Source organism: Microbacterium helvum (assembly GCF_014779795.1).
Classification (GTDB): domain Bacteria; phylum Actinomycetota; class Actinomycetes; order Actinomycetales; family Microbacteriaceae; genus Microbacterium; species Microbacterium helvum.
The window spans coordinates 408,380-433,470 of sequence record NZ_JACXZS010000001.1 but is presented as its reverse complement, the minus strand read 5'-3'; the positions used below and the strand labels follow the sequence as shown (position 1 = coordinate 433,470).

The 25,091-nt window shown below is 69.1% G+C and carries 21 protein-coding genes and 1 tRNA gene; 16 read left to right on the top strand and 6 right to left on the bottom strand.

From position 1 onward, the window contains the following. Positions 1 to 11 precede the first annotated feature (11 nt). The 13 genes from IF188_RS01955 to IF188_RS01895 all read left to right on the top strand — a co-directional run bounded on the left by IF188_RS01955 (position 12) and on the right by IF188_RS01895 (position 18,982). Entirely contained in the window at positions 12 to 2,972 is a 2,961-nt protein-coding gene (locus IF188_RS01955; RefSeq protein ID WP_224751279.1) for a beta-xylosidase family glycoside hydrolase, read from the top strand. Positions 2,973 to 3,123: 151 nt separating this feature from the next. Next, entirely contained in the window at positions 3,124 to 5,511 is a 2,388-nt protein-coding gene (locus IF188_RS01950; protein WP_191170083.1) for a carbohydrate-binding protein, read from the top strand. A gap of 160 nt (positions 5,512 to 5,671) precedes the next feature. After that, positions 5,672 to 6,316 (top strand): hypothetical protein, encoded by a 645-nt coding sequence (locus tag IF188_RS01945; protein WP_224751277.1) that lies wholly within the window; start codon positions 5,672 to 5,674, stop codon positions 6,314 to 6,316. A 65-nt stretch (positions 6,317 to 6,381) separates the two neighbouring features. Continuing rightward, a complete protein-coding gene (locus IF188_RS01940) occupies positions 6,382 to 7,458 on the top strand; it encodes a WxL protein peptidoglycan domain-containing protein (RefSeq protein ID WP_318152715.1) in 1,077 nt (358 codons plus the stop codon). Positions 7,459 to 7,892: 434 nt separating this feature from the next. Further along, positions 7,893 to 8,915 (top strand): LacI family DNA-binding transcriptional regulator, encoded by a 1,023-nt coding sequence (locus IF188_RS01935; RefSeq protein ID WP_191170082.1) that lies wholly within the window; start codon positions 7,893 to 7,895, stop codon positions 8,913 to 8,915. Between the two features lie 210 nt (positions 8,916 to 9,125). Next, on the top strand, positions 9,126 to 10,136 hold the full coding sequence (locus IF188_RS01930; RefSeq protein ID WP_191170081.1) for a substrate-binding domain-containing protein: 1,011 nt from the start codon (positions 9,126 to 9,128) through the stop codon (positions 10,134 to 10,136). Positions 10,137 to 10,257: 121 nt separating this feature from the next. Then, the gene (locus IF188_RS01925) at positions 10,258 to 11,874 is read left to right on the top strand and encodes a sugar ABC transporter ATP-binding protein (RefSeq protein ID WP_191170080.1); all 1,617 of its coding nucleotides are present in this window, start codon (positions 10,258 to 10,260) and stop codon (positions 11,872 to 11,874) included. Further along, positions 11,871 to 12,977 carry an ABC transporter permease gene (locus IF188_RS01920; protein WP_191170079.1) on the top strand — a complete coding sequence of 369 codons (1,107 nt, stop codon included), beginning with the start codon at positions 11,871 to 11,873 and terminating at the stop codon, positions 12,975 to 12,977. The genes IF188_RS01925 and IF188_RS01920 overlap by 4 nt, the downstream gene beginning before the upstream one ends. After that, positions 12,974 to 14,044 (top strand): ABC transporter permease, encoded by a 1,071-nt coding sequence (locus tag IF188_RS01915; RefSeq protein ID WP_318152714.1) that lies wholly within the window; start codon positions 12,974 to 12,976, stop codon positions 14,042 to 14,044. The genes IF188_RS01920 and IF188_RS01915 overlap by 4 nt, the downstream gene beginning before the upstream one ends. Then, positions 14,041 to 14,754, top strand: coding sequence for an L-ribulose-5-phosphate 4-epimerase (locus tag IF188_RS01910; RefSeq protein ID WP_191170078.1), 714 nt, complete (start codon positions 14,041 to 14,043; stop codon positions 14,752 to 14,754). Before IF188_RS01915 ends, IF188_RS01910 begins: the two co-directional genes overlap by 4 nt. After that, the gene (locus tag IF188_RS01905; RefSeq protein WP_191170077.1) at positions 14,751 to 16,367 is read left to right on the top strand and encodes a xylulokinase; all 1,617 of its coding nucleotides are present in this window, start codon (positions 14,751 to 14,753) and stop codon (positions 16,365 to 16,367) included. Before IF188_RS01910 ends, IF188_RS01905 begins: the two co-directional genes overlap by 4 nt. 106 nt (positions 16,368 to 16,473) lie before the next feature. Continuing rightward, positions 16,474 to 17,985, top strand: coding sequence for an L-arabinose isomerase (gene araA / locus IF188_RS01900; protein WP_191170076.1), 1,512 nt, complete (start codon positions 16,474 to 16,476; stop codon positions 17,983 to 17,985). A 52-nt stretch (positions 17,986 to 18,037) separates the two neighbouring features. Next, positions 18,038 to 18,982 (top strand): aldose 1-epimerase family protein, encoded by a 945-nt coding sequence (locus IF188_RS01895; protein ID WP_191170075.1) that lies wholly within the window; start codon positions 18,038 to 18,040, stop codon positions 18,980 to 18,982. 84 nt (positions 18,983 to 19,066) lie between these two features. Here IF188_RS01895 and IF188_RS01890 read toward each other — a convergent pair whose 3' ends face one another. After that, positions 19,067 to 19,264, bottom strand: a complete 198-nt coding sequence (locus IF188_RS01890) for a hypothetical protein (protein WP_191170074.1) — start codon at positions 19,262 to 19,264, stop codon at positions 19,067 to 19,069. Between the two features lie 86 nt (positions 19,265 to 19,350). Then, positions 19,351 to 20,199: an SDR family NAD(P)-dependent oxidoreductase gene (locus IF188_RS01885; RefSeq protein ID WP_224751276.1), complete on the bottom strand. Its 849-nt coding sequence runs from the start codon at positions 20,197 to 20,199 to the stop codon at positions 19,351 to 19,353. 102 nt (positions 20,200 to 20,301) lie between these two features. Here IF188_RS01885 and IF188_RS01880 point away from each other — a divergent pair, with 102 nt between their 5' ends. From IF188_RS01880 to IF188_RS01870, 3 genes are all read left to right on the top strand, one after another. Then, positions 20,302 to 20,934: an asparagine synthase gene (locus IF188_RS01880; protein WP_224751275.1), complete on the top strand. Its 633-nt coding sequence runs from the start codon at positions 20,302 to 20,304 to the stop codon at positions 20,932 to 20,934. Between the two features lie 33 nt (positions 20,935 to 20,967). Next, a complete protein-coding gene (locus IF188_RS01875; RefSeq protein WP_318152713.1) occupies positions 20,968 to 21,366 on the top strand; it encodes an MmcQ/YjbR family DNA-binding protein in 399 nt (132 codons plus the stop codon). A 100-nt stretch (positions 21,367 to 21,466) separates the two neighbouring features. Further along, positions 21,467 to 21,539: transfer RNA gene (locus IF188_RS01870), tRNA-Arg, on the top strand. Positions 21,540 to 21,623: 84 nt separating this feature from the next. Here IF188_RS01870 and IF188_RS01865 read toward each other — a convergent pair. The 4 genes from IF188_RS01865 to IF188_RS01850 form a co-directional block, all read right to left on the bottom strand. Beyond that, positions 21,624 to 22,298, bottom strand: a complete 675-nt coding sequence (locus IF188_RS01865) for a VOC family protein (protein ID WP_191170072.1) — start codon at positions 22,296 to 22,298, stop codon at positions 21,624 to 21,626. A gap of 86 nt (positions 22,299 to 22,384) precedes the next feature. Continuing rightward, positions 22,385 to 23,629, bottom strand: a complete 1,245-nt coding sequence (locus IF188_RS01860; protein ID WP_191170071.1) for an RNA polymerase sigma factor — start codon at positions 23,627 to 23,629, stop codon at positions 22,385 to 22,387. Between the two features lie 15 nt (positions 23,630 to 23,644). Further along, on the bottom strand, positions 23,645 to 24,031 hold the full coding sequence (locus tag IF188_RS01855) for a YciI family protein (protein WP_191170070.1): 387 nt from the start codon (positions 24,029 to 24,031) through the stop codon (positions 23,645 to 23,647). 165 nt (positions 24,032 to 24,196) lie between these two features. After that, positions 24,197 to 25,084 (bottom strand): zinc-ribbon domain-containing protein, encoded by an 888-nt coding sequence (locus tag IF188_RS01850; protein WP_191170069.1) that lies wholly within the window; start codon positions 25,082 to 25,084, stop codon positions 24,197 to 24,199. Positions 25,085 to 25,091 lie beyond the last annotated feature (7 nt).

The window sequence follows — 25,091 nt, the reverse complement described above, 5'->3', positions numbered from 1 at the left end:
AAAGGAGAACGATGAGCCACGACGACTCGATGGCGGCGAGACAAGGACGACGGCCCGGGCACCTGCGGCGATCGATCGCCCTGGCGACGGCGGTTGCGGTCGCCGGCGCGGGGCTGTGGGCCGGGCAGCAGGCGACCGCTGCGGAGGGATGGGACCCGGGCGTGTCCTACACATCGACTGATCGTGGCGACGGCACCTACTCCGTGCCGATGCTGAACGCCGACGTGCCCGACGTGAGCGTGGAGCGCGTTCCCGCGTCGCAGAACGACGAGGGCCGCGACATCTATTACATGATCAGCACCACGATGCAGCTGAGCCCGGGTTCCCCGATCATGAAGTCGTACGACCTGGTGAACTGGCAGATCGTCAATTACGTGTTCGATCGGCTGAACATCAGCGACGCGGCGTCGCTGCGCAACGGGGCGAGCTCGTACGGCCAGGGGCAGTGGGCTTCGTCGCTGCGCTACCACGACGGCACGTATTACGTCCTGATCAATTCGCTCAATCTCGGCGGCGCCTTCATCTACCGCACTGATGACATCGAGAACGGCTCATGGAGCCGCACGGCGCTCGGGCGGAGTCTGCACGACCCCTCGCTGTTCTTCGACGACGCCGACGGCGGAACTCCGTACATCATCTACGGGGGTGTGAGCGCCGTACGTCTCAATGCCGACCTGACCGCCATCGAGCAGGACTTTCCGAACTTCATCCCGCGCGCCGACTATGCCAGCCAGCCCTACGTCGGCACCAGCGGCCTCTTCGAGGGGGCGCAGGCGTTCTACATCGACGGCTATTACTACGTTGTCATGATCACGTGGCCGAGCAGTGGTCGTCAGGTCGCGATGTTCCGTTCGACGCAGCTGCTGGGAAAGCTGGCGCCGACTCCGGCTCCGTACGAGTCGAAGGGCGTGCTCAACTCGAACGGGTTCGCTCAGGGCAGCCTCGTCCCGATCGCGAACGGCGATGGCGCAGACGACTGGTACGGGTTCTTCTTCCGCGACAACTTTCCGATCGGCCGCAGCCCCGCGCTGATCCCTGCCGCGTGGAGCGCCGGGTGGCCCGTGTTCGGCAATGCCGGGGCAGTGCCGGTGAACGGAACGTTCGACAAGCCGATCACGCTCACTCCGGCACAGGAGCGCTTCGAGCAGCAGAAGAGCATCGTCGCATCCGACGACTTCGACAACGACGCCCCTCATCGCGCCTTCCAGGACGAGCAGTGGACGATCCCCTCGGGGCCCGACATCGACGAGAGCCTGCTCGGCGTCGAGCTGTTCAGCAATCCCGGGCTCGAGTCCGGCGGCACGGACGGCTGGATCGTCAACGACACCGCTGTCCTCTCGGCCACCGCCGATGCTCGCAGCGGCGCCGGCGCCCTTGCGGTGACCGGGCGCGTCACCACGGGGTCGGGGCCGGCGCAGAACGTCACCGGCAAGCTGCAGCACGGCGTGACGTACGACGTGTCGGCATGGGTCAAGTACGACAACCCGGCGAGTCCCGCGACCAAGCAGTTCTACATCACCGCGCGGTACGGCGGCGCCGGCACGACCTTCACCAATCTGACGTCGGCGACGTCCATTCCGAGGGGCACGTGGGGCAAGGTGTCGGGGACGTTCACCGTACCCGCCGCGCAGGCGCTGTCAGATGTCCGGTTGTTCATCGAGACGCCGTGGACGAGCTCTCCGTCAACCGACCCGAACACTCATCTGATGGACTTCACAGTCGATGACGCGTCGCTCCGGGGTCGCCCGATGACGACCGAGCTGCCGCATTCCGACGAGATCGCCCCGAACGGCTCCAACCTCGATCTGGCGTGGGAGTGGAACCACGCCCCGGACAACCGGTACTGGTCTCTGACCGATCGTGACGGCTGGCTCCGGCTGACCACGGGAAAGAGCGTCACGGGGACCTACGTGCACCGCAACGGCGGTGAGATGACCTATCTCGAGGAGGCTCGCAACACCCTTTCGCAGCGGACATTCGGGCCACGGCAGTCGGTCGAGACGACGCTGGACGTCTCGGGCATGAACGACGGCGACGTCGCAGGCCTCGCCGCCTACAACCGGGACTTCTCGTATGTCGCCGTGAAACGTGTCGACGGGCAGAACACGGTCGGCGTCGTGTATCGCGGGCAGCCGTTCGCGAACTCGATCGATCAGGCCGCGATCGAGGGCTTCCTTCCCGGCGCGACGGCGTCACTCGGCGCCTCCACCGTCGTCCATCTCAAGGCGGATCTCGACTTCGCACGCACGTCGGGGGAGCTGTACACCACGTTCTACTACAGCCTCGACGGCAAGACGTGGACGCGGCTCGGCAACCAAGTCGGTCCGCTCCGACTGGACGGCGGGCTGACCCACTTCATGGGGCACCGGATCGGGCTGTTCGCGTACGCGACCCAAGAGGCAGGCGGGCACGTCGACTTCGACGACTATCTGCTGAGCGACACCCTGACCGCACAGAACCTGCCGCTCGATGAGGACGCGCTCGACGCGGCGATCGCCTATGCGGGGACGCTCCACGCCGGCGACTACCCGGCCGACGCGTGGGACGAGATGCAGGACGCCCTGCGGGACGCGCAGTCCGTGAAGGCCGCGGACCCCGGCACGCAGAACCAGATCGACGCGCCCGAACGGACCCTCAGCTACCGGCTCGCCCGCCTCGACACGCTCGTCGAGGCGGCGTCGGCTCTCGATGTCGCCGCCACCGCAGACACACGTTGCGTCGCAGGCAAGGTGTTCGTGACGGTTCAGGCGACGAACGGCGAGGACATCCCCGTCGCGATCGAGCTCGGCACCGCGTACGGCACGAAGTCGTTCGCCGCGGTGGCACCGGGCAAGAGCGTGACGCAGGTGTTCACGACGCGCGCGGCGAGCGTGCCGGACGGTTCCGCCTCGGCGACCGCGACGGCCCAGGTCGACGGCGCAACGGTGACGACCGTCGCCGCGGCCGAGTACGCGGCCCGCACCTGCGGGTGACCTGGCGGGGCGCCGACGTCGTCGGCGCCCCGCCGGTCGCGGCGTGTCTGCGACCGGCGAAGCAGTGGACAACCGATGAACGAAGGAGATGAAGATGTCATCACAAGTGGCTCGTGCACGCAGAAGGCCCCGAAGTCGCATCCTGGCGGCGGTGGGCGCTGCGGCGCTGACGGTATCGGCGCTCGTCGCACTTCCGGGGCTGCCGTCGGCGGCGGCGGGCACCAACATCGTCGCGAACCCCGGATTCGAGTCGGGCACCACCGGCTGGTCCACCAGCGGCGCGACATTCACGCTGAGCACCGATGCGGCATCCGGCGCAGCCAGTGGCTCGCTGTCAGGTCGCGCCAATTTCTGGAACGGCCTGCGCGGCAGCCTGACTGAGCCGCTGGACCACGATGCCGAGTACCGCGTCACCGCCAAGGTGAAGCACACCGACGGTGCGGCGACCGAGCCGTTCGGGTTCGCGTTCTGCCCCGCTTCGGGCGCGTGCGTGGCTGCGGCGAACGCCATCAAGTCCCTGCCGCAGGGCGGCTGGCAGACCTACACCCTCGACTTCATTCCGGAGCAGTCTTCGTACTACACGGCAGACAGCGTGTCCGCGGTGTTCAGCTACTTCCAGTTCGAGACGCCGTGGTCGTCGACGGTGCCGTTCCTCATCGACGATGTGAGTCTCGAGATGCTGAACCCGGGCGACCTCGAAGAGCCTGCCCCCGACGGCGAACTGGCGGTCGAACAGATCCAGACCAAGCCCGTGGGCGACCACAACCCGCTGATGGGTCACAAGTTCGGCGCCGACCCGCACCACGTGGTGTTCAACGGCCGCCTGTACATCTACTCCACGAGCGACGACCAGCAGTACCGTACGGCGACGAAGCAGGCGAACGGTCTGCCTGTCCAGGACGGCGGGTACGACCGCATCACCCACCTGAACGTCATCTCGACCGACGACATGGTGAACTGGGTCGACCACGGTGAGGTTCCCGTCGCGGGGCTGGACGGCGTCGCGAAGTGGGCGGGCAACTCGTGGGCCCCGGCGGCCGTCTCGGCGGACTTCGACGGCGACGGTCACGAAGAGGTCTACCTCTATTTCTGCAACGGCGGTGCCGGCACCGGTGTGATCGTCGGCGACTCGCCGGTGAGCGGCTGGACGGATCCGAACGGCAAGATGCTGATCTCGCAGGGCAACCCGGTCCAGTTCCCGTCGGGGATGTGGCTGTTCGACCCGGAGATCTTCATCGACGATGATGAGCAGCCGTACCTCTACTTCGGCGGCAACTGGGATTTCGGCCCCAGAGACCCGGCTCACCCCAAGTCGACGCGCGTGGTCAAGCTCGACGAGAACGACCCGACCAAGCTGGCGGACCCGACCGGGTCGGGCATCACCGTCATCGACGGGCCGGGCATGTTCGAGGCGTCGTCGATGTTCAAGCACGACGGCAAGTACTACTACTCCTACTCGTCGAACTTCGCGGTGAACAACCCCACATACGCCGGCTTCAAGCTCCCGGGCCAGCTGTATCCCGGGCAGGGTGAGATCGCGTATATGGTGACCGACGACCCGATGAACCTGACGCGCGACAAGTTCGCCGGCACGGCGTTCGCGTCCCACGGCAAGTGGTTCCCGGGGTCGGGTGGCAACAACCACTCCGACATGTTCGAGTACAAGGGCAAGACGTACTTCGCGTACCACACCCAGGTCGCCGGTCTGGAGTGGGGTCGCGAGCTCAACGGCGGACGCGTCGTGAACTACCGCAGCGTGCACCTCGACGAGCTCGAGTTCAACGAGGACGGCACCATCAAGGAGGTCGTGGGCACGAACGCCGGGGTCGACCAGATCCAGAACTTCGATCCATACCGGACGTTCGAGGCTGAGACGCTCGCCTGGCAGCTCGGTGTTCGCACTGAGGGCGTCGATGCGCCCGCGGTCGAGTTCCCCGAGCACAACGGCGGCGGGAACACGGTCCTCACCAACATCGACGACGGCGACTTCACCGGCATCTCGCAGGCCGACTTCGCGGACGGCGCTGCCACGGTGACGGCCCGGGTCAAGCCGCTGGTCGAAGGTGGCTCGATCGAAGTCCGGCTGGACTCCGAGACCGGCCCCGCGGTGGCCACGATCCCGGTGGACACCGCGGTCGGCGAATGGGGCGAGGTGTCCGCCGAGGTGACCGGTGCGAGCGGAGTGCACGATGTGTTCTTCGTGTTCCACGGGCCCGAGGGCCAGCGTCTGGTTCAGGTCGACAACTGGTCGTTCGTCCAGGGTGCCGCCACGCCTGCGGTGCAGGTCACCACATCGACACGGTGCGTCGCCGGAAAGGTCGTGCTGGTCGCCACCATCGCGAACCCGACGGACGAGGCCGTCTCGGTCGCGGTGACCACGCCCTACGGATCGAAGCAGAACGTCGTGGTCGCGGCGGGCAAGTCGGTGGCTCAGGCGTTCACCACCCGGGCCGCCGGCATCCCCGCCGGACAGGTCACGGTGACGCCCGCGACGGGCAGCCCCGTCTCGGTGGAGTACCCGGCGGCCACCTGCGGCTAGCCACGCGAGACCACCATCCGGGGGGACGAACGCGCGTCCCCCCGGATGGTGTCCATAGAGCGCCGAGAAGTCTTGTTCTCGGTAACTGTTCTCGCTAACATGAGATCAGCCGAACGCATATCCGGAGGCATGGAGGCCGGCCGGAGAAATGGAGAAAGCGATGAAGATGAGGAAGGCGGTCACTTCCCGCGTCGCGGTGGCGACGCTCGGGGGCATCCTCCTGGCGGGGGTCGCGGGCGCGGCCTTCGCCGATGAAGAGCAGCAGACCGACGACGTCGACGTGAATGTCGTGATCGAGGAGCTGACCGGACCGGGCACGCTGGCGATGACCGTGGCCGATGACGCGACCACGCTCGCCGAGGTCGATTCCGACGATCCGACCGAGCGGAAGTTCACGGGCACCCTTCCGTCGGTGACCGTGTCCGACACGCGCACCTCGATCCCTGAGGGTGCGGCGTGGGCAGTGCTCGGCCAGGCCAGCGCGTTCGTCTCGACCGACGGCGGCGGCCAGCCCGACATCTCCGCCGGGTATCTCGGCTGGGTGCCCCGCGTCGTCGATCCCGGTGAGACCTATGAAGTCCTGGCGGGTGACACCGTGGACACGGTCCTCGATGACGGCCCGAACAACGTGGGTCTCGAAGGCGTCGCGGGTCCCGAGCTTCTCGCGATGACGCTGAACGGCTCGGGCTCGGCACAGGCCGTGTCCGACTCGTGGGCGGCTGACGCGGACCTGTTCCTCAAGGTCCCGGTCGACACGGCACCCGGTGCGTACACCTCCGTGCTGACCCTCTCGCTGTTCGAATAGTCTGTGCGGACGGGGCCGTGGGGGTGACCCACGGCCCCGTCGACATTTCACCGAGGACATCCGCCGTGATCCATCGTGCATCATCCGCCCTTCGGGCATCCGTGCTTCGGGCCTCCGCGCTGACAGCGGCGATCGCGGCGATCGCCGGTGTCGTGCTCCCGCTGCAGTTGTCGGCGGGCGCGGCGGCAGCCGCCGACGACGGCTCGGTGACCTGGTCGGTGCAGCCCGCCGACGAGAACGGGCCCGACGGGCGGCCCTGGATCGAGCAGACCCTCGACCCTGGCGAGAGTGCGCAGGAGCATCTCGCCGTGCGAAACTTCAGCGATCATGACGTGACGTTCCGGCTCACCGCCGCGGATGGATACTTCAACGAGAACGGTCGCTTCAACATCCTCCCCGCAGGCCAGGAGTCCACTGCGGCCGGCAGGTGGATCCAATTGCCCGAGTCGGTCACGGTTGCTGCCGGCGAGACGGCCGTGGTCGCTCTCATGATCCGCGTTCCCGATGACGCCGAGCCCGGCGACCACGCCGCCGGTGTCGCCGCGTCGATCTCTTCGACAGGCGCCGACGACGCGGGGGCCACCGTCGGCGTCGAGAGTCGCGTCGGCTTCAGGGTGATGACGAGGGTGACCGGTGAGCTCTCGCCGAGCGCTGTCGTCGACAAGATCGAGACCGCCTATCTGACGGCCTGGAATCCCGTCGCGCCGGGACGGCTTCGCGTCGAATTCGACGTCGTGAACACGGGGAACACCCGACTGCGCATCGCCGGCGTCGTGACGGCGGATGGACGCCAGGTCGACTTCCCTCCGCAGGATGAGCCACAGGAGCTGCTCTCGGGCGACGCGCGGCACTTCACCGTCGAGATCGACGGTGTCTGGCCGCAGTTCGTCGTTCCCGTCGCGATCGACCTCGAGCCGGAGGTCATCGTCGTCAGCGGTGAGGCTCCGACCCTTGCCGCGATGCGAGCCGATGCGACCGCGTGGGCGATGCCCTGGCCGCAGCTGCTCGTGGTCTTGGGAGTCGGGATGCTGGCGGCAGCGCTCGTGTGGCGCCGAGGTCGTTCCCGCGGCCGTTTGGACGCCCTGCTCGAAGAGGCGCGCGAGGCCGGCCGCCGCGAGGTCGCGGAGTCGAGGCTTCCGTGACTCCGGGAGTGCGGCTGCTGGCGCCCGTCCTCGCGCTGGTGCTGACGTCGGCACTGCTGACGCCGGGTGCTTCGCGCGCCGCCGAACCGGATCCGGGCGCGCAGTCGGACGGCACCGTGAGCATCTCTGTCACCATCACGCCACTGGACGATCGATGCCGAGGGCGCGAGGTCCCGGAGTCAGGTGTGAAGCCGCGGCCCGGGCGGCCGGACAAGCCCGGGTGCAAGGGCCCGCGCATTCCGCTGTGCGGCGTGGACCCCTGGCTGGGGGGAGTGAACCCCTTAGTATGCGGACAGGGCGCGAAGGGTCCGAAGGCGGACGGCGGCTCGAAGGAGCCGAGGACTCCGGCCGGTCAGCTCGCCTCGCCTCGCTGAGTGACTCGGCTGGATGCCCCTTCGGGCGGCAAGACGTGAAAGACGAATGGATGTAGGTCGATGGCGGAGAACACCACGCGACCGGGGTGGCAGCGACCGAGTATCTACGATGTCGCGAAGCGTGCCGGCGTGTCGCACATGACCGTCTCGCGGGTGCTCAACGGGCACCCGAACATCCGGGCGTCGACTCGCGAGCGTGTGCTGCAGGCCATCGAAGAGATGAACTACACCCGCAGCTCGATCGCTCGTGCCCTGGCGACGCGCCGTGCGATGCGAATCGGGGTGCTGGTCGACAGTCCCGTGCAGTATGGGCCGAACAGCACACTCCGCGCTCTCGAGTCAGCCGCGCGCAATGTGGGATACGCGATCAGCGCGTTCTCGATCTCGGACGAAGAGGACTCCCAGATCGATGTCGGTGTGGTGGAGCTCGTCACGCACGGCGTGGACGCGCTCTGCGTGATCGCCCCCCGCGCCTCATCGCTGGACCTGCTGCGCAAGCAGACGACCGGTCTGCCCACGATCGTGGTCAAGGCCGAACAAGACGCAGCCTGGCACACGGTGGCCGTCGACCAGCGCGCGGGCGCGACGCTCGCAGTCAACCATCTCATCGAGCGCGGCCACCGCTCGATCCTGCACCTTGCCGGCCCGCTGGATTGGTATGACGCCCGAGAACGCGACGGCGGCTGGCGCGACGCTCTCGCTCTGGCCGGCCTGCCGATCGGGCCGGTGATCGCCGGCGACTGGACCTCGGACTGCGGCTACGAGTTCGGCCGCGGCTTCACCCCCGGCGACGTCACCGCGATCTTCGCCGCGAATGACCAGATGGCCTTGGGGCTCGTGCACGGGCTGTCGGAACGGGGTCTGCGCGTGCCGCAGGACGTCAGCGTCGTGGGCTTCGACGACCTGCCCGATGCGCGACACTTCCTTCCGCCGCTCACCACGGTCCGGCAGGACTTCGCCTCGCTCGGCGAGCTCGCGCTCGACCAGATCATCGCCGCGATCGAAGGCGAAGAGGGCATTCAGCACCACATGATCGAGCCGCAGCTGGTGGTGCGGTCGTCAACGGCGCGCGCACGGATCTGAGACACGCCGGACAGAACGGACGCCTCGACCGAGCAGCGGAACGCACTCCGCGATGTTCGCGGTAACGGAAACGTAACAGATACCCGTCTCGCGCTTGCATTAGGAGATGTTAGCGCGCACAATGGGTACCGCACATACCGAGAGTGTCCCGCGGGACACACAACTCTCCGGCCGGCGAAGGGCGCCGATCGGTCTCTCAAGGAGGAGAACATGGCACACAAGAAGCGCATGCTGGGGATGCTGGGCTTCGTGGGCGCGGGCGTGCTCGCGCTCAGCCTCGCGGGCTGCTCGGGCGCAGCCGACAACGCCGACAGCGGCAGCGACGGCGGCAGCGACAGCGAGCTCACGACCGTCGGCTTCGTGGCCGTCGGACCCGAGGGCGGCTGGCGCAACGCCAACGAGCAGGCGATCAAGGACGCGTTCTCGGAGGACGCCGGCTTCGACCTGAAGTACGCTCCCGCCGCGAGCCCGACCGACCAGAAGTCGCAGCTCGACGCCTTCGCGACGTTCGTCAACGACGAGGTCGATGTGATCCTGCTCACCGCCACCGAGGCATCGGGTTGGGACGACTCGCTCAAGCTGGCTGAAGAGGCAGAGATCCCCGTCATCCTGCTCGACCGCGGCGTCGACTCGAGCGACGACCTCTATGTCACCCGCATCGCCCCCGACAACGTGAAGGTCGCGGGCTCCGTCGGCGACTGGGCCGTCGAGACCTTCCCCGAGGGCGCCAACTACTACACGCTCGAGGGTGTGCCCGGCCTGTCGGTCGTCAACGAGCGCAACGAGGGCTTCGACGCCGCGATCGAAGGCCACGACGGCTGGAACAAGATCGGCGCTCAGACGGCGAACTGGACGGCTGACGAGGGCAAGTCGGTCATCGAGACCGTCCTGAAGGAGAACCCCGACCTGCAGTTCATCTTCGCTCAGAACGACGAGATGGGCATCGGCGCCGCTGCTGCGGTGACCGCCGCCGGCCTGGTCCCGGGCACCGACGTCAAGATCGCCACGATCGACGGCACCACTCCGGCCCTCGAGGCGCTCGCCGCCGGCGACCTGAGCTTCGTCGCCCAGTACAACCCGTTCTTCGGCGACCTCGCCGTGGACGCTGTCAACGACACGCTCGCGGGCGAGACGGTCGAGAAGACCATCGTCGTCCCGGGTGAGACCTTCGACTCGCCGGAGGCCGGCCAGGCCGCGATCGACGCGGGCAAGGGCTTCTGATCCGACATTCCGTCGGCTAGAGAAGAGAAGTGCGAGCGGGGGCAAGCCGTACGCGGCAGCCCCCGCTCGTGTTCGTCTCCGTCCGTATGTCTGCATTGCTGCACTAAGGAGTCACCCAGCGATGATTGAACCGCTCCCGATCGTCGAGGTCCGAGGCGCGTCCATCTCGTTTCCCGGCGTGAAAGCCCTCGATGAGGTCAGCTTCCGGCTGCTCCCCGGTGAGGTCCACACGCTCATGGGCGAGAACGGCGCCGGAAAATCCACCCTCATCAAGGCACTGACCGGGGTCTATCAGCTCGATTCCGGCGAGATCGTGGTCAACGGCGAGGTGCGCCGCTTCACCGGCACCGCCTCTGCGCAGGCGGCACGCATCTCCACCGTGTATCAGGAGGTCAACCTGTGCACGAACCTCAGCATCGGCGAGAACGTCATGCTGGGCCACGAGGTGCGCGGCCTCGGCGGCGTCAACTGGCGCAAGACCCACGCGAAGGCTCGCGAGGCGCTCGCGCGCATGGGCCTGGGCGACCTCGACCCGCGTGCTCCGCTGTCGTCCATCTCGATCGCGATGCAGCAGCTCGTCGCGATCAGCCGCGCCATGGTCACCGACTCGAAGGTGCTCATCCTCGACGAGCCGACCTCGAGCCTCGACGCGAACGAGGTCGAGGTGCTCTTCGGCGTCATCCGGCGACTGCGCGACCAGGGCGTCGCGATTCTCTTCGTCTCACACTTCCTCGACCAGGTCTACGCGATCAGCGACCGCATTACGGTGCTGCGCAACGGGGGGTTCGTCGGCGAGTACCTCACGCGCGACCTCGATCGCACCCAACTGATCTCCAAGATGATCGGCAAGGACTTCGAGTCGCTCCGCGCACTCGGCTCCAACCGGCAGACCGAGCTGCGTGATCGCACCCGCACACCGCTCTTCGCCGCCGAGGAACTCGGACGCAAGGGGGCGATCGAGCCTACCGCTGTCGAGATCCACGCCGGCGAGGTCGTCGGCTTCGCCGGGCTGCTGGGCGCCGGCCGCACCGAGCTCGCGCGGCTCATCGCCGGCGCAGACAAAGCCGACTCAGGCACGGTCCGCATCAACGGGAACAAGGTCTCACTGAACTCGCCCGTCGCGGGGCTCTCGCACGGCATCGCCTACTCGACCGAGAGTCGACGCGACGACGGCATCGTCGGCGACCTCAGCATCCGCGAGAACATCATGCTCGCCGTCCAGGCACGGCGCGGCTGGTTCCGGCGCGTGCCCGGCCGTGAGGTCGACCAGCTCGTCAACACCTATATGGAGCGCTTCAGCGTACGCCCCAACGACCCGAACCGTCCGATCCGCCTGCTCTCCGGCGGCAACCAGCAGAAGGTGCTGCTGGGTCGGTGGCTCGCCACCAATCCTGACCTGCTGCTCCTGGACGAGCCCACCCGCGGCATCGACGTCGGGGCGAAGGCAGACATCCAAGAGACCGTCGCCGAGCTCGCCGAAGGCGGCATGGGTGTCGTGTTCATCTCGTCCGAACTCGAAGAGGTCGTGCGCCTCTCGGAGCGCATCGTCATCCTCAAGGACCACCAGAAGGTCGGCGAAGTGATCAACGGCCCCGAAGTGACGGCCGAGAGCATCGTGGCCGTCATCGCCACCGAATCAGGATCCGAGGCCGAAGCCCACGCCGACGCGCTCGCCGAGGACGTCGCCGAGGGCGAAGGCCCCACCGCAACGGAAGCAAAGGAAGGGGACGCGTCATGAGTCGTGTCAAGACCGCACTCAGAACCCCATGGTTCTGGGCGATCGTGGGCATCGCGGTGCTGCTGTTGATCAACTCGATCAAGAACCCCGCCTACCTCGCGCTCAGCGTGAACCCCACCACGGGCCTGCTCACCGGCAACCTGCTCGACATCCTTCGCGTGTCGGCGCCGATCATCATGATCGCGCTCGGCATGACGTTCGTCATCGCGACGGAGGGCATCGACCTGTCCGTCGGCTCGATGATGGCCGTCGGCGGCGCGGTCGCGATGCAGACGCTCGCCACGCTCGACGACCCCACGTCGGTCGGCGCGATGCTGGCAGCGATCGGCCTGGCGCTGGCGCTGGCGATCCTTCTCGGCGCCGTCAACGGCTTTCTGGTGGCCGTCGTCGGACTGCAGCCGTTCATCAGCACCCTGATCATGATGATGGCGGCGCGCGGCCTCGCCCGCGTCATCACGGACGGCCAGAACACCAACGCGACCAACGAGCCGTTCCGGCAGCTGTCGAACGGGCAGATCCTCGGCCTGCCGACGAGCTTCGTGATCGCCATCGCGATCGTCGTCATCGTCGCCCTGTTCATGCGCCGCACCGCGCTGGGTCTCATGATCGAGTCGATCGGCATCAACCCCAAGGCCAGCCGACTGGCCGGCATCCGTCCCCGTCCGATCCTGCTGGGGGTATATATCCTGTCGGCGGCGCTCGCCGCGGTCGGCGGTCTGTTCAGCGTGTCCGAGGTGATGACGGTGAGCGTCTCGGGAACCGGCAACCTGATGGAGCTGGACGCCATCCTCGCGGTGGTCATCGGCGGCACCTCGCTCGCCGGCGGCAAGTTCTCCATTCTGGGCTCGACGATCGGCGCCCTCCTCATCGCGACCTTGAACAAGACGGTGCTGTTCCTCGGCATCCCCGCCGCGGCCACCCCCGCGTTCAAGGCTCTCGTCATCATCGTCCTGGTGCTCGTGCAGTCGGAGCGGGTGCGCTCGTTCGCCCTCGGGCGATCGAAGTCCGGGGGCACGCCGAGCCTGGGCACGCCCAGCCCGGGCGGCTCCTCGCCCGCCGCGGCCGGTCAGGACTCGCCCGCCACGAAGGAGGTCGTCGCGTGAACGCGCGCAGTCTCGCGGAGTCCGTTCCGCCCGTCGCCGATCTGGCCGAGAGCAAGCAGCCGAACCAGGTGAGCCGCATCTCAGGTCTGTGGGAGCGCAGCCAGTCGCTGATCCCCACGCTCGCAGCGCTCGTCCTGCTGTTCGGCATGCTGATCTACGCCGAGATCGCCTACGGCCGCGTGTTCCACGCCGGCACGATGTCGAGCCTGCTCGTCAGCTTCGCGCCTACGATCATCCTTGCGGTCGGCATGACCATCGTCATCGTCTCGGGCGGCATCGACCTGTCGGTCGGAGCGGTGGTGGCCTTCAGCTCGGTGGCCGGTGTGATGCTCATGAACATCGGCGTCAACGGCTGGCTGTCGATGCTGCTCATGATCGTCTTCGGAGCGGTGTTCGGCCTCATCGCCGGTGTGATGATCCAGTACTTCAACGTGCAGCCGTTCATCGCCACGCTGGCCATGATGTTCCTCGCCCGCGGGCTCGCCTCGATCCTGTCGACGACCCCGGTGATCGCACCGGACGGCTCGCCGATCCTGCTGCTGGCCACGGACTGGAAGATCATCGACGGGCCGAAGGTCAACGACTTCACGGTCACGCCGGGCCTGCTCATCGCGGTGATCGTCGTCCTCGGCGGCATGTTCTTCATGCACCGCACCCGCATGGGCCGCACCGTGTACGCGATCGGCGGCAACGAGTCCTCCGCCCAGCTGATGGGCCTTCCCGTCAGCCGGACGCGCGTGTGGATCTACATCGTCTCGGGCGCCCTGTCGGGTCTGGCGGCGATCGTCTACACCGCAGAAGTCGGCGGCAAGGCGCAGAACGTGACGGGCATCGGCTGGGAGCTCGACGCGATCGCCGCCGTGGTGATCGGCGGCACGCTGCTCACCGGCGGATACGGCTACATCCTCGGATCCGTCGTCGGCGTCTTCGTGATCGCGGCTCTGCGCCTGATCATCACGAAGGACGGCACGATCAACCCCGAATACCTGACCATCATCACCGGCGCCGTGCTGCTCGTCTTCGTGCTGCTGCAACGCGCACTGGCCCGAAGAGGGACGAGTTCATGACCGATGCACAGGTGGAGGCATCCATCGCCGCCGTCCGCGCCGACGTCGCGAAGCTGCACGGCGAGCTCGTGCGCTACGGCCTCATCGTGTGGACCGGCGGCAACGTGTCGGGGCGCGTGCCCGGCGCCGACCTCTTCGTGATCAAGCCGTCGGGCGTGAGCTACGACGACCTCGCGCCCGAGAACATGATCCTGTGCGACCTCGACGGCAACGTGGTTCCCGGCTCCGAGGGCAGCGAGAGAAGCCCCTCGAGCGACACGGCCGCGCACGCCTACGTGTACCGGAACATGCCCGAGGTCGGGGGAGTGGTGCACACGCACTCGACCTTCGCCGTCGCGTGGGCCGCACGTGGCGAAGAGATCCCGTGCGTGATCACGGCGATGGCCGACGAGTTCGGCGGCCCCATCCCGATCGGCCCGTTCGCGATCATCGGCGACGACTCGATCGGCCGCGGCATCGTGCAGACGCTGACCGGCCACCGCAGCCGCGCCGTGCTCATGCAGAACCACGGCCCGTTCACGATCGGGGTGTCGGCCAAAGACGCCGTGAAGGCCGCCGTCATGGTCGAGGACGTCGCGCGCACCGTGCACTACGCGCGCGAGGCCGGCCCGCTGATCCCGATCTCGCAGGAGGCGATCGACAGCCTCTACAACCGGTACCAGAACATCTACGGGCAGTCGTCCGACGAGCGTCGCGAGGGCGAGCGATGACCCAGGATGCCAGCGGCCAGGCGATCCTCGACGGCCGCACCGCACTCGGCATCGAGTTCGGCTCCACGCGCATCAAGGCGTGCCTGGTCGACGCCGACGACCCGTCGACGGTTCTCGCCGTCGGCGGGTACGAGTGGGAGAACCAGTACCGCGACAAGCTCTGGACATATGCTCTCGACGACGTGTGGACGGGGCTGCAGACGGCGTTCGCCGATCTCGTCGCCGACGCCGAGCGTCGTCACGGCGTGCGCCCCACGACGTTCGGCGCCATCGGCGTCTCGGCGATGATGCACGGCTATCTGGCGTTCGACGAGGCCGGCGAGCTGCTCGTGCCGTTCCGCACGTGGCGCAACACCAACACCGGGCCGGCCGCCGCCGAGCTCACCGAGCTGCTCGGCGTCAACATCCCGCTGCGCTGGTCGATCGCGCACCTGCATCAGGCGGTGATCGACGCCGAGGCGCACGTGCCCGACGTCCGGTCCGTTACGACGCTCGCCGGCTACGTGCACTGGCGCCTCACCGGCGAGAAGGTGCTCGGTGTGGGAGACGCGTCGGGCATGTTCCCGATCGACTCCGCGACCCGCGACTACGACGCCGAACTGGTGTCGCGCTACGACACGCTCGCTGCCGGGCGCATCCCCGCTCTCGCCGACCTGCTGCCGCGCGTGCTCGTCGCCGGCGAGGCTGCGGGGGAGCTGACGGCCGAAGGCGCCGCGCTGCTCGACCCGACGGGGACCGTGGCCGCCGGCATCCCGTTCTGCGCTCCCGAGGGCGACGCCGGAACCGGCATGGTCGCCACCAACGCGGTGGCACCGCGCACCGGCAACGTCAGCGCCGGCACGAGCATCTTCGCGATGGTCGTGCTCGAGCGGCCGCTTCAGAGCGTGCACCACGAGCTGGACCTCGTCACGACGCCGTCGGGCGACGCGGTGGCGATGGTCCACTGCAACAACGGAGCGAGCGAGCTGGGCGCCTGGGCGGCCCTGTTCGGGCGCTTCGCCGCCGCGGCGGGTGTGCCCGTCGACAGCGACGCCGTGTTCGATGCGCTGTTCCGCGAGGCGCTCTCGGGCGACGCCGACGCGGGCGGCCTGCTCGCCTACAACCACCTCGCCGGTGAGCCGATCGCCGGTCTCGACGAGGGGCGCCCGCTGTTCGTCCGGACTCCCGATAGCGCCTTCACGCTGGGCAACTTCGCCCGCGCCCAGCTGTACGGCGTGTTCGGCACGCTCGCCCTCGGCATGCGCGTGCTCGACGCCGAGGGCGTGGGGCTGGACCGCATGTTCGCGCACGGCGGCCTGTTCCGCACCGCCGGCGTCGCCCAGCGGTTCCTCGCCGCGGCGCTGGACGCCCCCGTCGCGGTGGGCGACACCGCGAGCGAGGGCGGCGCATGGGGGATCGCCGTGCTGGCCGCCTACACGAGGGCGATTCAGGATGCCGGGCGCCCGGCATCCGGTCTCCCCGAGTATCTCGACCGCACCGTGTTCGCCGGCGCCGCCATCGACGTCGCCGACCCCGAGCCGGCGGACGTCGCCGGCTTCACCGCCTACCTCGACCGCTATCGCGCCGGCCTCGCCGTCGAAGCCGCCGCCGTCACCGCACTCCCCGGTCGTTGAGCGGAGCGACGAAGGAGCGAAGTCGAAACGTCCAGAGCTCGGCTCACCGCGTTTCGTCTCGCTTCGCTCGCTCAACGACCGGGAACCCACGGAAGGAACCCCCACTATGACCCGTACCCCCCTCTCGACCAGCCTCGACGCGTACGAGATCTGGTTCGTCACCGGCAGCCAGACCCTCTACGGCGACGAGACCCTGCGTCAGGTCGCCGAGCAGTCCCAGGCGGTCGCCGCCGGCCTCGACGGGCTTCCGGTCAAGGTGGTGTGGAAGCCGGTGCTGAAGGACTCCGACTCGATCCGCCGCCTCGCGCTCGACGTCAACGCGCGCGACGAGGTGATCGGCGTGATCGCGTGGATGCACACCTTCAGCCCCGCCAAGATGTGGATCGCCGGTCTCGACGCGCTGCGCAAGCCGCTGCTGCACCTGCACACGCAGGCCAATGTCGAGCTGCCGTGGGCCGACATCGATTTCGATTTCATGAACCTCAACCAGGCCGCGCACGGCGACCGCGAGTTCGGGTACATCCAGACCCGCCTCGGGGTCGCCCGCAAGACCGTCGTCGGCCACGTGTCGAACCCGGCGGTGCGTCAGCAGGTCGAGGACTGGCAGCGTGCGGCGGCCGGGTGGGCGGCATCCCGCTCCCTCAAGCTGGCCCGCTTCGGCGACAACATGCGGTACGTCGCGGTCACCGAGGGCGACAAGACCGAGGCCGAGCTGCGCTTCGGCGTGCAGGTGAACACGTGGGGCGTGAACGAGCTCGTCGAGGCCGTCGAAGCGCAGTCCGATGCCGACGTCGACGCCCTGGTCGAGGTGTACCTGGCGGAGTACGACGTGGCCGACGAGCTGCTGCCCGGCGGCGAACGCCACCAGTCGCTGCGCGACGGCGCGGCGATCGAGCTGGGTCTGCGCTCGTTCCTGGAGGAGGGCGGCTTCGGCGCCTTCACGACCTCGTTCGAGGACCTCGGCGCGCTGAAGCAGCTGCCCGGCCTCGCCGTGCAGCGACTGATGGCCGAGGGCTACGGCTTCGGCGCCGAGGGCGACTGGAAGACCGCGATCCTCGTGCGCATCGCGAACGTCATGGGCTCGGGGCTGCCCGGCGGCGCGAGCCTCATGGAGGACTACACCTACGACCTCGTCGCGGGCGACGAGAAGATCCTCGGCGCGCACATGCTCGAGGTCTCGCCGTCGCTCACCTCCGCGAAGCCACGCCTCGAGGTGCACGAACTCGGCATCGGCGGCAAGGACGACCCGGTGCGCCTCGTCTTCACCGCCGACCCCGGTCCGGCGCTCGTCGTGGCGATGAGCGACATGCGCGACCGCTTCCGCCTGGTCGCCAACGTGGTCGAGAACGTCGACGCGCCCGACCTGCCGAAGCTGCCCGTCGGCCGTGCGGTGTGGAAGCCCGCGCCCGACTTCGCCACGAGCGCCGCGTGCTGGCTCGCCGCCGGTGCCGCTCACCACACCGTCATGACGACGGCGGTGGGCATCGAGGTGTTCCGCGACTTCGCCGAGATCGCCGCCACCGAGCTGGTCGTCATCGACGAGGACACCACGGTGCGCGGGTTCCAGCGCGAGCTGCGCTGGAACCAGGCGTACTACCGGCTGGCGCAGGGCCTCTGAGCTCGCCGCTACTCTGGTCAGCGGCATCCATCCGTTCCCCCAAGGAGCCCTCATGGCACGTCCCCCCGCATCCGGAACCCAGCACGCGCTCCGCGCCGGCGACTACGAAGCCGTCGTCGCGAGCGTGGGTGCGACGCTCCGTTCCCTCACCTATCGCGGTCGCGACCTCGTCGTCCCGTTCGAGGCCGACGAGGTGCGCCCGGCGCACCGCGGCGCGACCCTCGCGCCGTGGCCGAACCGCGTGGTCGACGGGCGGTACTCGTTCGGCGGGAGCGACTTCCAGCTGCCGCTGACCGAGCCTGCCCGCTCGCACGCGCTGCACGGCCTCGCGACGTGGCTCGACTTCGAGGCGATCGACAAGGGCCCCGACCATGTGACCCTGGCCGCCGTCATCCAGCCGTCCACGTTCTACCCCTGGCGCCTCGTCGTGAGCACGACGTTCTCGCTCGGCCCTGACGGTCTGACCCAGTCCGTCAGCGCGCGAAACGAGGGCGACGCGCCCGCGCCGTGGGGCACCGGCCCGCACCCGTACCTCGTGGGCGGCGAGGGACACGTCGACGGCTGGACGCTGGAGCTGCCCGCCGCCGAGGTGCTGTCGGTCACGCCCGACCGCCTGAGCCCTGTCGCGCTCGGCCCGGTCGACGGCGACGACCCGGAGCGCTTCGACTTCCGCACGGCGCGTCCCATCGGGTCTGCCGAGATCGACCACGCGTACACCGGACTCATCCGCGACGCCGAGGGCTTCGCGACGGTGCGGCTGACGGATGCCTCCGGCCAGGGCGTCGAGATGACGTGGGATGCCGCGTGCCCGTGGGTCCAGGTGCACACGGCCGACAAGCCCGACCCGGCGGAGAGCCGTCTGGGCCTCGCCGTCGAGCCGATGACGTGTGCGCCCGACGCGTTCAATGCGGCCTCGTACGACTACGACGCCGGTCTGATCGTGCTCGAGCCGGAAGCATCCACCACCGCATCGTGGCGCATCGCGGCGATCGGCTGATCTCCGCGGCGCCGCTCGCATCGGGCCCCGCATGATGAAGGCGGAGCCGGCCCCCCGGTCGGCTCCGCCTTCGTCGTCTGCGGATCAGTGGTCGCGCAGGTCTTCCTTGATGTCGTTGCGGGCCTTGACCGAGTCGCGCTCGGCCTCGGCCTTCTTGACGTCAGCATCCGCCTTCATCTCGTCGACCTTGTCGTCGATCCGATCAGCGGTGTCCTCCCACGCGTCCTTCAGCTTTTCGCCGACGGCTTCCGCGGTCTCTTTGGCGTCGTCCATGAATCCCATCGGTCGCTCCTCTCGTGGGGTGGTCTTTCCACCGTACGGCGACAGTCGACCGGGACGACGGGGCTTGCGCCGAGGCCGCGGGCTTGCTAGCGCACGGGCGTGCGCGTGTCGATCGCGTCGCGCAGCGGGCGGCGCATCGGCGCCCAGTAGTGCACGGGAGTGATGCGCGTCAGCACGTCGACCAGCCGCGCCTCGCGCCCGATCATGATGCGCGGACGGCGCGCGATGGTGGCGTCCACGATGCGCGCCGCCGCGTCCTCCGGCTCGGTGTGGTACATCGCGGCCTGAGCCTCGGCGGCGCGCTGGGCGACCTCGGGGTCGATCGCCGCGGCGTACCGGCCGCGCAGGATGATGCCCGTCTTGACGCCCGCCGGGTAGACGGCGCCGACGCTCACGGTCGTGCGCTCCAGCTCGTGCCGCAGTGCCTCGGTGAAGCCGCGCACCGCGAACTTGCTCATCGCGTACGGGATCCGCCCGGCGGGAGCGGCCAGCCCGTAGATCGACACGAGGTGCGTGATGTGTGCGGCGGGCTCGCGCAGCATCGCGGGCAGGAGCGCCTGCGTGATGTTGACGGTGCCCCACAGGTTCACGTCCATGAGCCACCGCATCTCGGCCATCGTGAGCTGGCCGAGGTCGCCGAGCATGGACGACCCGGCGCACGTGATGAGCGCCTGGATGCGGGGATGGGATGCCTCCACCTCGGCGACGGCGTCGGTCACCGCCGCGTCGTCGGTGAGGTCGACGGCGTGTGTCGTGTGGCCGGTCCCTTCGAGAGTGGACGCGACCGCGTCCAGGCCCTCGGCGTTGCGATCCACGAGCGCCACGCGTGCGCCCTTCGCCGCCAGCTGCCGGGCGACGTCGGCGCCCATTCCGGCTGCGGCTCCGGTGATGACCGTCGCGCGCCCGCGCACCTGAAGGGGTCGCCGTCTCGTCATGTGCAGCCTCTCGCTCGGGATCGTCCTCGTCGACGATCGCGCCTACGATTCTCGCCGACTCACGAAGCCCTCGCGGACGCTAGCCTCTTCATGGGAGGTGTGATGGGCAAGACCGCAGAGGCGATCGCCGAAGGGGTGTCCATCGCGTCCGCCGCCGCGCGCCTCTCGATCCGCAACCGCATCCTCGTCGACACGATCGCGAACGACGAGCCCTTCGAGGTGACACGCTTCGCGCCGTTCGCGCATGAGACGCTGATCGCGCTCGCCGACGAGCAGGACGCCGCCGCAGAGCTCGTGAAGAGGCAGCGCAAGAAGGCCTGGGGCAAGTTCACCGACCCCGACGGCACTCACGACTACCGCGACCGCGACACCCGCAACCTGCGCAAGCGCGGACGCCAGTACGCGGGGGTCGCACAGGCGCTGCGCCGCATGGCCGACGACCCGCACGTCGTCCGCACGCTCATCGAGCAGTCGCGCGACGCCGCCTGGGGCGACGTCGAGGCGAACCTGCAGCGCCGTCTGCAGGTCGAGGGCATGCGCGCCGACCTCGACCCCGACTACGAGCGCATGCGCGCCGCACGCATGCAGTCGATCCGCCTCGTCGACCTGCCGCGCCTGGCGGCGCACAAGCGGCGCGCCGACGAGGCCGACGCGGACGACGCGGACACCCCGGCGCCCGTGGTGACACCGTCTCCGCGCGTGTCGGGCATCGACGTGAGCGAGCTCGAGGGCTGACGCCTGTCGCCCGCGGGGCGTACGCTCGCCCTCGTGGACGAGGCCCCTGCGCCGGCAGCGCACCCGATGTGGTTCCCGCCCGGGCATCCGCTCGCGGTGCGGGTGCGCGCGATCTGCCTGCCGTATCCCGAGGCCGTCGAGGCCATCGCGCACGGCCGCTGCACGTTCCGTGCCGGCAAGCGTCAGTTCGCGATCGTCGGCGTCGGCCCCGAACCCGCGGTGCTGTTCATCCCCGACGAGCTCGAACGTCCGGCGCTGCTCGAGCGCGATGATGTCTTCGTCCCGCCGTACGAGGGAGCCTCCGGCTGGCTCGCGCTGCGTGTGGACGAGGATGCCGGCGACTGGGCGCTCCTGGGCGAGCTCATCGACACCTCGTACCGGCGTGTGGCGCTGCAGCGCCAGCTTCGTGCGCTCGACGTGATCGATCCGTGAGTCGACGGACACGCCCGGGAATCCGGCATCCGCTCTCGATTCGCGCGCAGTCGATCCGTCAGGTATTCTTGACGACGTTGTGCGCGAGAGTGTGCAACGGGCGCCTCTAGCTCAATGGATAGAGCATCTGACTACGGATCAGAAGGTTGGGGGTTCGAGTCCCTCGAGGCGCGCACTGTGTTGAGACAGTAACCGGAAGAAGCCCCGTTCGGGGCTTTTTCTGTATCTGCGCTCGGGTCGAGGCGCCTGCGCCCGCCTCAGCCGTCGTACGTGTCCGTCCAGGAGGCGATGTCGACGCCGTGGTTGTCGGGCGAGGCGAGTGACCACCACATCGGCGCATGCGAGTCGTCGGCCAGGCGTCCGCCGGCAGAGAGTGCGGCATCCACTCGACTGCGCGCCTGGTCAGCGGGCACGAAGACGTCGAAGTGCGTGCGGCCCCGCCCGGCGACGTCGCCGGAGATCGGATTGAAGGCGAGCTGCGGGCCGCTGCGCAGCGGATCGGCCGCGTCGGTGTCGCCGAGCGCGTCGTAACCCAGCGCGGCCAGGAAGAAGGGGCGGGCATCCGCGCGCGAGTGCTCGGCGACGTAGACGCCGATCGACTGGATGCGCGAGGGGTCGGCCGCCAGGTGCCGTTCGCTGGCCGCCTGAGATACCAGCGCGGCGAACTCCGGTGCACGCGCCGGAATGCCCTGCGGATCCCGAGGCGGGACCCGTACGATCACGCCCTCCGGTCGCACATCGATGTCGGGAAGGATGCCGCAGCGTTCGGCTGCCGCCACGACCGGGGCGACGAGCCCCGCGGCGTCGGCGAGCGACTCGGCGATGAACACCGCCTGAGGCCCTGTCGCCGTCACCCGCCAGTCCGCGACGCCCGGCGCACGCTGGAACGCGGCCGGACTGATGCCTGTGGATCCGGTCGTCGACTCGCCCATGAGCAACCCCCTTCGCGGCGTGCGTGCACCTCACGGTACTCGCCGGGCGGGGCGGGGTCAGGAGTCGCGTCGCCCGCGTCCGTGGATCACGACACCAGCTGGTCGCGGCGACGGGTCAGATAAGCCCGTTCTGCGGGATTCCCCGCGAGGCCGAGCGCCCGGTCATACGTACGACGGGCCTCGCGGCTGCGACCGACTCGGCGCAGGAGGTCGGCGCGAGCAGCGTGATACGCGTGATACCCGTCGAGGGGTTCGGCGAGCCGTTCGATCTCGGCGAGCGCCACGTCAGGCCCGTCGACTTCGGCGACCGCGATCGCGCGGTTGAGATGGACGATCGGCGAGGCGTCGACCCTGAGCAGGCGGTCGTACAGGGCGACGATCTGAGACCAGTCGGTGTCACGCGCCGACGGGGCGTCGGTGTGCACCGCGTTGATCGCCGCCAGAAGCTGATAGCGGCCGGGCTGTCCGGCGCCGGCGGCGACGGCGGCGATCCTCTCACGCACCAGGGCGTGACCCTCCGCGATCAGGCCTTGATTCCACGCACCGCGGTCCTGCTCGTCGAGCGTCAGCAGTTCGCCGGTGCGCGAGACGCGCGCCGGCCGTCGCGCATCGACGAGGAGCATGAGCGCAAGCAGCCCCGTCACTTCGCCCTCACGGGGGAGCAGGGTATGCAGCAGGCGCCCCAACCGGATCGCCTCGTCGACGAGATCGGCTCGGAGCGGGTCGCCGCCGGCGCTGGCGAGGTAGCCCTCATTGAAGATCAGATAGACGACGGCGAGCACACCCGAGAGCCGTTCCCGCAGGTCGGCTGCCTGGGGAACGCGGAAGGGCACCCGTGCCGCCTTGATCTTGGCCTTCGCGCGCGTGATCCGCTGCGCCATGGTGGTCTCGGCCACGAAGAAGGCATGCGCGATCTCTGCGACGGTGAGGCCTCCGAGCAGGCGCAGCGTCAGCGCGACCCTCGCCTCCATCGACAGCGCCGGATGGCAGCAGGTGAAGACCAGCCGCAGCCGGTCGTCCTCGACCGGACCGACGGGTTCGGGCGGCGTGTCGTCGGACAGCATGTGGGCGGCCTGGTGCTTGGCATCGCGCAGGGACTCGCGGCGCAGCCGGTCGATCGCCTTCCTCGTCGCGGTGGTGGTGAGCCACGCACCCGGATTGGGCGGGACGCCGTCATCCGGCCAGCGCTCCATCGCGGCGACATACGCCTCGGCCGCGGCATCCTCCGCCAGCCCGACGTCGCCGAAGCGGCGGGTCAGGCCCGCCACCAGCCGCGCCCACTCCTCGCGGTGGGCGCGGGCGATGGCCTCGTCGACAGCCGGGCGCGTCACGACTCCCGGGTCATCTCACGCGCTCGTGGTCGCATGCTTCTCGACGATCTCGGCCATGTCGGACGGGAAGCGGTGCACCTCTTGCGGCCAGTCCAGCGACACGGCCAGCCGGCCCGCCCAGTAGCGAGCGGCTTCGTCGTCGGGCACCTCGATGACTGTGAACCCGCCGAGGTGCTCCTTGGTCTCGACGAACGGTCCGTCCGTGAAGACCGGCTCGCCGCCCTTGTTCACGACGCTGAACACGGCGGTCGATGCGTCGATCCCGCCGTCTGCGTAGAGGAAGACGCCGGCGGCGGTCATGTCTTCCAGCACAGCCCGCGAGGCCTCGCTCTTGCGCTGCAGCTCCTCGGCGGTGTGCGGGGGAACCCACTCGTCATTGAACGCGATCAGATACTTCGGCATTGCCGTCTCCTCTCAAGGACGAGAGCCGTGTCGTGGCTCCCTGTCGCGGCGACCCGGAAGGGTCGCACACCTCATCCACGAACGGCGACGCTCGAATACGACACTATCCCCGCAGATGATTCGGATGACCGGCGGATTCGCCGCACCGTGACGGACGTACGAGCCTCACACGAGGTAGGGGTCGACGAGGAGCGGCCCGCGGATCTCGCGGAGAGCATCGATGAGGCGGTCCAGAGTCTTGGCGTTCCAGGCGGCCACCTGCAGGTCGTGCGGGCCGAGGGGCTGAAGCCTGCCGGTGCGGACCCTCACCACCTCCCACTTCGCCGCCCGCAGCGCCCGGTCCTTGCGCCGGTCGGCGTCCTCCTTCTTGCCGACGTGCTCCAGCCCATGGCGGCCGGTGCTGTCGTACTCGATCGCCACGCGCAGCTCGGGCAGCACGATGTCGGGCCACACCTCGAGGTGGTCGAAGAAGGGCCGCGCCACGCGGACGGCGTTGAGCCCGGGGGTCAGTGCGAGCCGGGCGAACAGGTCCGCGCGCAGCCGCGCCTCCACGGCTGATGCGGGCTTCGGTGCGCAGGCCGAGAGGAATGCCGAGCCGGTGGGAAGATCGGGCGTCTTCGGGCACAGCTGCACGGTGCGCGGAGGTCGGCGCGGCCGGAGCACGGTGCGACCGACCGGGGCGGCGACCGCGGCGGGCACCGGCGAACCCGGCAGGGTCACCACGTCGCGCATCGGCAGCGCGCGGGCGGGGCGCGCGAGGTCGGAGCACTCGGGGCACCAGGCGGAGCGCCGTCGCTCTCGGCCGGGTCGGTTGCGCTGCTCGTCCGGCGTGGCCGCGAACTTGTGCCCGGCCTCGCACTGCCACAGCAGCAGCACGTCGGCGGCCGGCGGAACCTGGCTGAGCACGATGCCCGCATTGAGTTCGGGATGGTACTGACGGATCACGGCGGGGTACGACGCCCAGGCCTCGCGATAGGTGCCGACCGGGTACGGGACCTCGGCGCCCTTGGAGAACTGGCGGCGGGCCCACCACAGTTCGACGCGTTCGGGCATGCAGGCA

Coding starts and splice junctions, on each gene's coding strand:
- IF188_RS01895 (WP_191170075.1), top strand. CDS start 18,038: ATGGCACGTCCCCCCGCATCCGGAACCCAGCACGCGCTCCGCGCCGGC.
- araA (WP_191170076.1), top strand. CDS start 16,474: ATGACCCGTACCCCCCTCTCGACCAGCCTCGACGCGTACGAGATCTGG.
- IF188_RS01910 (WP_191170078.1), top strand. CDS start 14,041: ATGACCGATGCACAGGTGGAGGCATCCATCGCCGCCGTCCGCGCCGAC.
- IF188_RS01890 (WP_191170074.1), bottom strand. CDS start 19,264: ATGGGATTCATGGACGACGCCAAAGAGACCGCGGAAGCCGTCGGCGAA.
- IF188_RS01930 (WP_191170081.1), top strand. CDS start 9,126: ATGGCACACAAGAAGCGCATGCTGGGGATGCTGGGCTTCGTGGGCGCG.
- IF188_RS01935 (WP_191170082.1), top strand. CDS start 7,893: ATGGCGGAGAACACCACGCGACCGGGGTGGCAGCGACCGAGTATCTAC.
- IF188_RS01925 (WP_191170080.1), top strand. CDS start 10,258: ATGATTGAACCGCTCCCGATCGTCGAGGTCCGAGGCGCGTCCATCTCG.
- IF188_RS01855 (WP_191170070.1), bottom strand. CDS start 24,031: ATGCCGAAGTATCTGATCGCGTTCAATGACGAGTGGGTTCCCCCGCAC.
- IF188_RS01945 (WP_224751277.1), top strand. CDS start 5,672: ATGAAGATGAGGAAGGCGGTCACTTCCCGCGTCGCGGTGGCGACGCTC.
- IF188_RS01920 (WP_191170079.1), top strand. CDS start 11,871: ATGAGTCGTGTCAAGACCGCACTCAGAACCCCATGGTTCTGGGCGATC.
- IF188_RS01905 (WP_191170077.1), top strand. CDS start 14,751: ATGACCCAGGATGCCAGCGGCCAGGCGATCCTCGACGGCCGCACCGCA.
- IF188_RS01865 (WP_191170072.1), bottom strand. CDS start 22,298: ATGGGCGAGTCGACGACCGGATCCACAGGCATCAGTCCGGCCGCGTTC.
- IF188_RS01955 (WP_224751279.1), top strand. CDS start 12: ATGAGCCACGACGACTCGATGGCGGCGAGACAAGGACGACGGCCCGGG.
- IF188_RS01885 (WP_224751276.1), bottom strand. CDS start 20,199: ATGACGAGACGGCGACCCCTTCAGGTGCGCGGGCGCGCGACGGTCATC.
- IF188_RS01880 (WP_224751275.1), top strand. CDS start 20,302: ATGGGCAAGACCGCAGAGGCGATCGCCGAAGGGGTGTCCATCGCGTCC.
- IF188_RS01850 (WP_191170069.1), bottom strand. CDS start 25,084: ATGCCCGAACGCGTCGAACTGTGGTGGGCCCGCCGCCAGTTCTCCAAG.